This window comes from Paenilisteria portnoyi (assembly GCF_014322795.1).
Classification (GTDB): Bacteria; Bacillota; Bacilli; order Lactobacillales; family Listeriaceae; genus Listeria_A; species Listeria_A portnoyi.
Genome location: NZ_JAASTT010000041.1, coordinates 1 through 1,383, shown reverse-complemented (window position 1 = coordinate 1,383; position 1,383 = coordinate 1). Strand labels below are relative to the sequence as shown.

Sequence of the window (1,383 nt, the reverse complement as noted above, 5' to 3'; positions counted from 1 at the left end):
TGATATGCTCCCTATAGAGTAGACAATGGAAAAAACAAAAATTCCAAATCTACTTTATAAGGGAGTTTTTTGTATGTCAAAACGCACACGTTTTTCCGTCGAAGAAAAACATACCGCAGTAAAAAAATGCCTCCAAGGCGAAATATCCATTAACGGCATGTCCAAACAGCTAGGGGTTGGATTTCAAACCGTCAAGACTTGGATAAGGAAATGGGAGCTAGAGGGGCTATCAGGTTTAAAAGAAAGTCACACGAATAAAAAATACAAGGACGAACTGAAACAAAAAGCTGTAGAAGCCCATCTTTTAAACGGCGATAGCATGGAAAAAGTGCTTCGTACCTATCATATTTCAGAAATAAGTGTTCTAAAAAAATGGATTTCCAAGTATACTAATGGAGAAGTCATTCCATTGACAAATCCGGGTAGGGGGAAATCCAACATGTATTATGCAGGTCGAAAAACAACCTTCAAAGAACGTTTAGAAATTGCGCAGTTCACCATCGCGCACGAGAAAAATTACCAACTCGCTATCGAAACCTATCAGGTTTCCTACAATCAAGTGTACAGTTGGGTACAGAAATATCAAGCATCTGGAGAAGGTGCGTTACAGGACCGACGCGGTCGTTCCAAGCACAAAGAAGAACTAACGGAAACAGACCTTTTAACGCTACGCATCAAAGAATTAGAGGCACAGAATGAGCGTTTAGAAATCGAGAATGCCATCGCAAAAAAGTTGCAGGAGATCGAGCAAAAGTACCAAGCCTTTCATTAGTCCGACAAGAGGAACTCTACTGTGCTATCACTGTACTAAAAGAAATGTATCCGATTGTAACATTATGCGAAGTCGCAGGAATCGCTCGGTCTTCCTACTATAAGTGGCTACACCGTGAAGTATCTGCCAGTGAGTTACTAAATCAGCAACTTGAGAAAAAAATTATCGAAATTGCGCAGCGCGTGAATCATATTTATGGTTACCGTCGGATGACCTTAGCGGTCAATCGTGCGTTAAATACGAACTATAACTGGAAAAGAATCCGTCGAATTATGCGGATAAATCAATTGTATTCCGTCATTCGTCGCAAGAAACCACAATGGTTTCGATCTACCGCAGAGCATACCGCTAAAAATATGCTTAACCGCAATTTCCAGGCAGCGCACCCTAATGAAAAATGGTGTACAGATGTCACGGAATTCAAAGTTAGTAACGGGACGAAAAAATACCTCAGCGCCATTATCGATTTATATGATCGCTCGATTGTAGCCTATATTTTAAGTAGTAAAAACGATAATAAGTTAGTTATGGATACCATTAAATTAGCCATGAAGCGAAATCCCAAAGTAAAGCCCGTGATTCATAGTGATCGAGGTTTTCAATACACGAGC

2 protein-coding genes are annotated in these 1,383 nt (G+C 40.2%); both read left to right on the top strand.

Annotated elements, in window-relative coordinates; all coding sequences use genetic code 11:
* Positions 1–73 precede the first annotated feature (73 nt).
* Positions 74–772, top strand: a complete 699-nt coding sequence (locus HCJ66_RS15795; RefSeq protein WP_187134006.1) for a helix-turn-helix domain-containing protein — start codon at positions 74–76, stop codon at positions 770–772.
* Between the two features lie 44 nt (positions 773–816).
* Positions 817–1,383, top strand: a 567-nt coding sequence (locus tag HCJ66_RS15790) for an IS3 family transposase (RefSeq protein ID WP_246438761.1), incomplete at its 3' end; no start/stop codon positions are given.

Coding starts and splice junctions, on each gene's coding strand:
- HCJ66_RS15795 (WP_187134006.1), top strand. CDS start 74: ATGTCAAAACGCACACGTTTTTCCGTCGAAGAAAAACATACCGCAGTA.